Origin of the sequence: Ruegeria arenilitoris, assembly GCF_013030265.1 — a bacterium.
Lineage (GTDB): Bacteria > Pseudomonadota > Alphaproteobacteria > Rhodobacterales > Rhodobacteraceae > Ruegeria > Ruegeria arenilitoris_E.
On the sequence record NZ_WPZQ01000010.1, the window covers coordinates 198492 to 207141 of the forward strand.

The window sequence follows — 8650 nt, forward strand, 5'->3', positions numbered from 1 at the left end:
CCCGCTGTTTTCAGAGATTGTCGAACAGACGTCCCGGAAGCGTGTCGTGTCGGGGCAAGTTCAGGGCTTTCATCAGACCGAACATCATGGCCTGATTTGATGTGACCACCGGTTTGTCCAACGCAGCCTCGACGCGTTCGATGGCCTCAACCGATCGCATGTCAGTGCAGCTAAGCACGATGGCCTGCGCATCCTGATGATCAGCCTGACACGCCAAGTCGAACACTTCATCCGGAGTAAGTTCCCCTTGTCCGTAATTTCCAAGCTCACGGCCCACATCCGCTCGCTTGACGGTTTCAATTCCGTTGTGGGCCATGAAATCGATGGCCTGTGCATTGATCTCACCCAGATAAGGGGAGGAGAAGCCAACCTTCGTTGCGCCAAGCGCCTTGATACCTGCGATTAGCGCTCCGGCTGCGGTTAGGGACGCAGCACCGGATCCTGCTTTGATCTGTTGTGCCAGATCAGCGTCAAAGGACGGCCCATGAGTCAGTGTTGCAGAGGTACATCCGTACAGCACCACATCAGGACGCACGCCCGAGATCATTCGCAGGTCGTGGCTGATATCGGATGCACCTAACCCGGCCATCTGGTCTGAACCAGGGATTTCATCCACATCATAGCCCCCCATGCGCTGGAAATGGACCGTGGTGTTCGGTGGACGCAGCAGCTCCATGTCCGGTTCCAGATTGGTGTTGGTGAAGGGCACCAGAACACCGATCTTGGCAGCGGTTCGCGTCTCAGTCATGTCAGAACTCCTTTCAGGACCGTCAGGCAGCGGTCCATGACGGATGCTTCGCAGATGGTGGCGCGCAGGCAGTCACTCAGGCCATAGCCACCCATGCCACGCATCAGCAGGTTTTCGGCACGCAGAGCCGCGTCCGCGCGTTGCGCATCCTCGGCCGAGGCAAAGCGCATCAGCACGAAATTTGTGTGGCTTTCGGGAACCGTCAAACCCAAGGCGCGGCAGTCTTCAGTAAACCGGTCGCGAATATGGGCTGTTCGGGCAACCACATCCTGCATATGCGCCTGATCCCGCATGGCGGCTGCGGCGGCTGCCTGCGAAGCGATCGAGATGTTGTTGGGGTTGAGCAATTTGCGTAGCTCATCAGCAACCTCGGGCGGGAAGTAACCCCATCCGGCGCGCGCGCCTGCCAAGCCGTAAGCCTTTGAGAATGTGCGCATGACCACGGTATCTCCCCTGTCTGTCAGGGCAAAGATCTCGGTGGGATCATTGGCTTCATCGGAAAACTCGGCATAGGCCTGATCGACAACCAACAGAACATCTGGTGGTAGCCCCTCCCGAAGACGAATGATCTCGGAGTTCGGAATCAGCGTTCCGGTCGGGTTACCGGGATTACACACAAAAACGATCCGAGTGTTGGGCGTCATCGCAGCAAGGATGTCGTCGACCGAAACGGTCAGGTCGACCTCGCGCGCCTTTACATAATCGGCTTGCACCTGCGCTGCAGCAGAAGAGACAAATGCGTACCCGTAGTCTGTACCCAGAACCCGGTTACCGGGTCCGGCATAAGCTCGGATCAGGCAACCGATCAGTTCCATCGAACCTGCGCCGCATAACACCCGTGCCGGGTCGAGCCCATGCACATCAGCAATTGCGGCGCGCAGTTCGGGCCATTCCGGATCGGGGTAGAGCGGCAGATCGCCCATAGCCGCCTGACCCGCTGCGATGGCAGCAGGGCTTGCGGCAAAGGCGCTTTCATTCTGGGCCAGCGAGACGGTGCTGTCGCCGCCAAGATCGGCCAGCGCATAAGCCGCCATCGCGCCCACATGGGGAACCGGGCGGATCATGACTCGACTCCGTAAGTTTTAGCGCCGTCCTCGCTGATCAATCCGCGCTTCAGATCCAGCGCAAGTGCCTGTGCGTCGCGTTCCGACGGATCGCCGAAACCACCTCCGCCGGGCGTTTCGAAGATCAGGTAATCGCCACCTTCAACCCGCAGTTCGCCTTTGCCCGGAATGTCGCTTTCACCATCGCGGAATCGGATACGGCCCGGCGCACCGGGTTGCCCGCCCATTCGTCCGAGGGCGGGGAATTTCAGGCGTTCAACCGACAGGAACACGATGAAGGGTGCATCATTGGCCGAGGTCATCTCGATCCTCTGGCCCAGCCCACCGCGATACTTGCCCGCACCACCGGAATCAGGCCGCAACTCTCGTTTCCATATGGTGACGGGTGCAACGCTTTCGGTGATCTCTACCTGTGATCCAAACACGCCGGACGGGTAAGCCGTAGCTGACAGACCATCCGCATAGGGCCGCGCGCCGGTTCCTCCGTTGTGGACCGGTTCGACGGCGAATTCCCGACCACCATCACGGGCCACTTCGGGTGCATGCCGCATCGGCAGATCGAACATGCAGGATGCACCCTCTGCCGGAACCTGTTCCGGCAGTGCCTGATGCAGGCAGCCCAGAACCAGATCCGGTGTGACCTGTCCCAGCGTATGCCGCATCGCAACCGGAACCGGGCGCTGGGCATTCAGGATACAGCCCTTCGGTCCGTCCACTGTGAAGGGCTCCAGCGAACCGGCATTGTTGGGAATATCGGGACCCACGATGCAGCGCAGTGCAAACACGGTATAGGCCGTCGCATAGTTGAGCGGCACGTTGATACCCTTGCGCGAACAGCCAGAAGTGCCGGTGAAATCCACATGCATGCCCGATTTGCTGACAGTCAGGGTCGCGTGCAGTTCCAACTCGTTTTCATAGCCATCCATTTTCAGGGCGTTCTTGTAGACCCCTTCCGGCACCTCAGAGATTGCCTCGAGTGTGCCGCGGCGCGAGGTGTCGATAATGTAGCTGCCCAGCCTGTCCAGATCGTCAATTCCGAACTCGTCCATCATGTCGACCAGACGGGTCACGCCTGCTTCGCAACAGGCGATCAGCGCATATATGTCGCCCTCGTTTGCAATGGGCTCGCGGCTGTTGGCGCGGACGATGTCGAGCAGCAGCGCGTTCGGCACGCCTTCTTCGACCAGTTTGCAGGGTGGGATCAGCAGACCTTCATCATAGATGTCGGAACCTTCTGGCCCCATGCCGAGGCCACCCAGATCGACCAGATGCGAGGTGCATGAGGTAAAGCCCACGACCTTGCCGTTCTTGAACGCAGGCATCATCAGCAGAAAATCGTTCAGATGCCCCGAGGCGAGCCAGGGATCATTGGTCATATAGATGTCGCCGGGCTTCATGTTCTGCACAGGGAAACGGTCGCGCAGATGCATCACCGCTTCGGCCATGGTGTTGATATGGCCCGGTGTGCCGGTGACGGCCTGCGCCAACATCCGACCATGAACATCGAAAATCCCGGCAGAGATGTCACCACATTCGCGCACGATGGGGGAAAATGCTGCGCGGATCAGGGTCTGGCCCTGCTCTTCAACCACAGCCAACAGGCGATTCCACATCACCTGCAAGCGGGCAGAGGACAGATCGGCGGTCATCATGCGCCTCCTTTCTGGTCCTGGATCAGGACAAGGTTTCCAATGGCGTCCACATGCGCCGAGAAATCAGCCGAGACCAGTGTTGTGGTTTGCGGTTCGGTGATCAGTGCTGGGCCGTGTATCCGGTCGCCGGGTTTCAGGCTGTCGCGCGGAACAAAGCCTGCCTGCTTTTTCTGCCCGTCAACATCGCAGGTGATGGGGCGCGTCTCGGAAGGCGTGATCGTGGTCAGATCAGGTGTTGTCGGAATATCCGGCACCTTGGCATCCGGCGTGGCAACGCGCACGGCCCAGTTCAGGATCTCGATCTGCATCCCCGGCACCGGGCGCGAAAACTGCTTGCGGTATTCCGTCTCGAACGCCGTTATCAGCGGGCCAATGTCATCCGCGGTCAGGGCGCGGTCGGGCAGGGGAATTTCGATCTCGTGGCCCTGACCGTTGTAACGCATAAAGGCAGTGCGTTGCGTCTCGGTGGGGGCATCGCCCGCACCTTGCGCGACAACACCGCTGGCCTCGGCAATCATGTCAGCGAACAGACTGTTGATCCCGTCAAGGTCCAGCGTTTCCAGCAGCGAGTAGCGCGAGCGCACGATTTCGAAGCTGACCGGTGCGAACAGGAAACCCACCGCCGAGCCGACGCCCGGATTGGGCGGGATCACGATCCGGCTGACCCCGGCCGAACGCGCCACACGACTGGCATGCAGCGGGCCGTTGCCACCAAAGGCGATCATAGTGCGTGGACCGAGGTCTTTGCCCGATTCCACGGCATGCATCCGGCCAGCGCTGGCCATGCTTTCATCGACGATCCGGCTGACCCCATCGGCCGATCCCGTCGCATCAGTGTCCAGACGTGATCCGATCACACGGGTCAGGGCCTCTTTTGAGGCTTCGGGATCGAGCTTGATATACCCTTCGGCAAAAGTGTCCGGCACGATGTAACCCAGCGTGATATCACTGTCGGTCACGGTTGGTTCTATGCCGCCCCGACCAAATGCTACGGGACCGGGTTCCGATCCCGCCGATTTCGGGCCAACGGTTAACCGGCCCAGACGATCGACACCAGCGATCGAACCACCGCCCGCGCCAATCTCGATCATTTCGATCACCGGAATGCGCACGGGCATACCCGATCCCTTGATGAACCGTGCTGCGCGCGCGATTTCGAACTGGCGCGAGGTTTGGGGCCGGGCATTGTCAATCAGACACAGCTTGGCGGTCGTGCCGCCCACATCAAAGGACAGAACATCGCCGATCCCGGCCCGCGCCGCGATTCGCGCGGCAAGGATGGCACCGCCCGCAGGTCCGCTTTCCACCAGTCGGATCGGGAATCGTGCAGCGGTTCGGACCGTGCACATGCCACCCCCTGCGGTCATCATCAGGATCGGGCAGGTCACGCCCGAAGCCTCGAACCGGGTGACGAACCTACTTAGATAGCTTTCCATCAGGGGTTGGATATAGGCGTTTGCAACGGTGGTGCAGAGCCGGTCGAACTCACGTGCTTCGGGGCTGACCTCGGACGAGATCGACACGGTCAGCTCTGGCCGTTTCTCTGCCAACGCGTCGCGCAGCCTGCGCTCATGTTCAGGGTTGGCATACGCGTGCATCAGACAGATGGCGACTGCTTCGGCACCGCTGGCGTCGATATCAGCCAGCAGCGCATCGATCGCGTTGTCCTCAAGCGCAATCAGCACGCTGCCATCTGCAGACATACGCTCGCGTACGGTCAACGCACGTTCACGCGGAACCAGAAGATCAGGTTTTTCTAGCGTGATGTCATATTGTGAATAGCGCCGCTCATAGGCGATTTCCAGAATGTCGCGGAACCCTTCGGTGGTGACCGTTGCGACTACTGCACCGCGCCGTTCGATCAGTGCGTTGGTTGCAAGCGTGGTCCCATGAATGAACCCGGTCACATCGCTCAGCGAATGGCCGGACTGCTCCATGACGCGAATCGCGCCTTCCATGGCACCATCGGCGGGGTTCTGATGGGTGGTGAGGGTCTTGGTCGAGGCGAGAATGGTCTCTTCGCCGGACACAAGAACGGTGTCGGTAAAGGTGCCACCGATATCGATGGCCAAACGCAAAGGCTGAGCGGTTGTCATAGGTATTCCAAATGTCGTCTGAAGTCGTGCAGGCAGAGCGCCCTAAAAGGCGATTACGCTCGTTGCGGCACGAGATTGCAGCCGGTTGCGCGGCGATCCAGACGTTTTGCAATACGATTACGATCCATGGCTCACTACTTCTACAGCTTTTCGGAACACACAAGCGCGTTCGCGACAAAAAGGCCTGCAAGCGACAAGTTTCATCGTACAGGTTCGAAATCTGCAGGTTGCCTATTTATCAGGGGCGTATTCTGCGCAGTTTAACCCACCAGGGCCACGATGATGACCTGATAGCTTTATCTTATCAATTTCATCAATAAACAAAATTTTTTCGCATGGCTTTGTTCTGCTAAACCTTGTTTCAGGCAAGACAGAATAGCCGCCAATACCATGCTGCCGCGTGACATCTTCAAAGTTACGGCACCTGTAACCATTTTGTTCAGGGTAAGCAGGCATTGACGACATTTTCCTGTCATCTTGCTCACCTCAAAATAGACCTGCCTAGCAGACGGGCCTCAGCCAGGATTGGAGAATAAAATGGATGGAAGCGACAACCCGAACATGGGCGGATGCCCGGTAATGCATGGCGCGGGTTCCCGGTCGAACCGGGACTGGTGGCCAAACCAACTAAACCTGTCCATCCTGCATCAGCATGGGCCCGCGTCGAACCCGATGGGCGAAGCGTTTAACTATGCAGAAGAGTTCAAGAAGCTTGATCTTGAGGCCCTCAAGCAGGATCTGTACGCGCTGATGACGGATTCGCAGGACTGGTGGCCTGCAGACTATGGTCACTATGGCGGTCTGTTCATTCGCATGGCCTGGCACAGCGCCGGCACCTATCGTACGGCTGATGGGCGCGGTGGCGGATCTACCGGAACACAGCGTTTTGCTCCGCTCAACAGTTGGCCGGACAATGGCAACCTCGACAAGGCGCGTCGCCTGCTGTGGCCGATCAAGCAGAAATACGGGAACCAGATTTCCTGGGCCGACCTGATGATTCTGGCCGGCAACTGCGCGATCGAATCCATGGGCGGTAAGACATTTGGATTTGCCGGAGGCCGCGAAGACGTCTGGGCACCAGAAGAAGACATCTACTGGGGTGCTGAAACAGACTGGCTGGCACCGACTGATAACCCGCACAGCAGATATTCAGGTGAACGCGATCTGGAAAACCCGTTGGCTGCGGTTCAGATGGGGCTGATCTACGTGAACCCGGAAGGTCCTGATGGCGAACCGAACGTGCTGGCGTCTGGCCGGGACATTCGCGATACCTTTGGCCGGATGGCGATGAATGATGAGGAAACGGTCGCTCTGGTCGCCGGCGGGCATACTTTTGGTAAGGCGCACGGTGCGGGCGACCCTGATCTGGTCGGACCCGAGCCTGAGGCAGCCCCCATCGAAGACATGGGACTGGGCTGGATCAACGAGTTCGGCAGCGGCAAAGGTGACGACACCACCACCAGCGGTATCGAAGGTGCCTGGACCGCCAATCCGACCAAATGGGACAATGGCTATTTCGACCTGCTGTTCGGATATGACTGGAACCTGACCAAAAGCCCGTCGGGCGCGTGGATATGGGAGCCGATCGGCGTTAAGGAAGAAGATATGGCACCGGCGGCACATGATCCGTCGAAGAAGGTCAAAACCATGATGACCACCGCCGACATGGCGATGCGGATGGATCCGATCTACGGCCCGATCTCGAAACGGTTCCACGAGAACCCCGAAGAGCTGGCCGATGCCTTTGCCCGCGCGTGGTTCAAGCTGACACACCGCGACATGGGTCCGCGCTCGCGTTATCTGGGTTCGGAAGTTCCGACTGAAGAGTTGATCTGGCAGGACAACGTTCCGGCTGTTGATCATGACCTGATCGATGAAGCGGATACTGCAGACCTGAAGGCCAAAATCTTGGCGACCGGACTGTCTGTTTCGGAACTGGTTTCCACGGCATGGGCCTCGGCCTCGACATTCCGCGGCTCGGATATGCGTGGCGGCGCCAACGGTGCTCGTGTTCGCCTTGCGCCGCAAAAGGACTGGGATGTTAACGAACCTCTCAAACTGTCCAAGGCGCTCGCTGCGCTTGAGGGTGTACAGAAGGCCTTTAACGATGCGCAATCCGGCAACAAGAAAGTCTCGCTTGCGGATGTGATCGTTCTGGGTGGTGCTGCAGCCATCGAACAAGCGGCCAAAGCTGCCGGGCACGACGTAGAGGTTCCATTTGCCCCTGGGCGTACTGATGCGTCGCAGGACCAGACGGATGTGGACTCTGTCGCCGTGCTGGAGCCGATCGCGGATGGCTTCCGGAACTATCAGCGCAAGGAGTACAGTGTTTCACCGGAAGAGTTGCTGGTCGACAAAGCGCAGTTGCTGACACTGTCCGCGCCTGAGATGACCGTGCTTGTCGGTGGTATGCGCGTATTGGGTGGTAACTTTGGTGACAGCAATCATGGCGTGTTCACGGATCGTGTCGGAGTATTGAGCAACGACTTCTTCCTGAACCTGCTTGATATGGGTACCGAGTGGAAACCGTCTGCCGATGGTAATGGAGTATACGAAGGTCGGGATCGTGCGACCGGTGACGTTAAGTGGACCGGTACGCGTGTTGATCTGGTCTTTGGATCAAACTCGCAGCTACGGGCTCTGGCCGAAGTCTATGGTCAGAACGATGCGGGTGGTAAATTCGTCTGCGACTTTGTCAGCGCCTGGAACAAGGTGATGAACGCTGATCGATTTGACCTGAGCTGATCGGTTAAAAGAAACTGAAGCTTCTTAGCCGCCCCGAAGTGAAACTCGGGGCGGTTTCTGTCTAAGGATTCTGTCTGAAAACCGAGTTCAGGGCCATCTTCCGTATCCGATTCCGATAATAAGCCGAGTATATGGCTTGAAAGCAGTGGTATGAGCCCGGCGCTACAGCCTTAATGAATTGCTAATCATAACTTAATGCATTGTATTTGTTGGGTAATGTCAAAATATGGCAGGAAATGTGAAGTTTTTTCAAAATGGGGGTTGCAGGTCCCGAACCTAATCCGTAAATACCCCTTCACCGGCGCTGCTGAGGCGGTGCTGACGGGTCGGAGAGACGGCCTGACG

5 protein-coding genes are annotated in these 8650 nt (G+C 58.3%); 1 reads left to right on the forward strand and 4 read right to left on the reverse strand.

What is annotated here, in order from left to right; translation table 11 throughout:
* Positions 1 to 10 precede the first annotated feature (10 nt).
* Genes GOX61_RS17975 through GOX61_RS17990 form a run of 4 tightly spaced genes read right to left on the reverse strand, consistent with a single transcriptional unit; the run spans position 11 to position 5560 of the window.
* A complete protein-coding gene (locus GOX61_RS17975; RefSeq protein WP_170335933.1) occupies positions 11 to 748 on the reverse strand; it encodes a maleate cis-trans isomerase family protein in 738 nt (245 codons plus the stop codon).
* The gene (locus tag GOX61_RS17980) at positions 745 to 1812 is read right to left on the reverse strand and encodes a pyridoxal phosphate-dependent aminotransferase (protein WP_170335935.1); all 1068 of its coding nucleotides are present in this window, start codon (positions 1810 to 1812) and stop codon (positions 745 to 747) included. Before GOX61_RS17980 ends, GOX61_RS17975 begins: the two co-directional genes overlap by 4 nt.
* Entirely contained in the window at positions 1809 to 3461 is a 1653-nt protein-coding gene (locus GOX61_RS17985) for a hydantoinase B/oxoprolinase family protein (RefSeq protein ID WP_170335937.1), read from the reverse strand. Before GOX61_RS17985 ends, GOX61_RS17980 begins: the two co-directional genes overlap by 4 nt.
* The gene (locus tag GOX61_RS17990; protein ID WP_170335939.1) at positions 3461 to 5560 is read right to left on the reverse strand and encodes a hydantoinase/oxoprolinase family protein; all 2100 of its coding nucleotides are present in this window, start codon (positions 5558 to 5560) and stop codon (positions 3461 to 3463) included. Before GOX61_RS17990 ends, GOX61_RS17985 begins: the two co-directional genes overlap by 1 nt.
* A gap of 537 nt (positions 5561 to 6097) precedes the next feature.
* Between GOX61_RS17990 and katG the strand changes: the two genes are divergently transcribed.
* Positions 6098 to 8305 carry a catalase/peroxidase HPI gene (gene katG, locus GOX61_RS17995; RefSeq protein ID WP_170335940.1) on the forward strand — a complete coding sequence of 736 codons (2208 nt, stop codon included), beginning with the start codon at positions 6098 to 6100 and terminating at the stop codon, positions 8303 to 8305.
* The last annotated feature ends 345 nt before the right edge of the window (positions 8306 to 8650 follow it).

Coding starts and splice junctions, on each gene's coding strand:
- GOX61_RS17985 (WP_170335937.1), bottom strand. CDS start 3,461: ATGACCGCCGATCTGTCCTCTGCCCGCTTGCAGGTGATGTGGAATCGC.
- katG (WP_170335940.1), top strand. CDS start 6,098: ATGGATGGAAGCGACAACCCGAACATGGGCGGATGCCCGGTAATGCAT.
- GOX61_RS17980 (WP_170335935.1), bottom strand. CDS start 1,812: ATGATCCGCCCGGTTCCCCATGTGGGCGCGATGGCGGCTTATGCGCTG.
- GOX61_RS17990 (WP_170335939.1), bottom strand. CDS start 5,560: ATGACAACCGCTCAGCCTTTGCGTTTGGCCATCGATATCGGTGGCACC.
- GOX61_RS17975 (WP_170335933.1), bottom strand. CDS start 748: ATGACTGAGACGCGAACCGCTGCCAAGATCGGTGTTCTGGTGCCCTTC.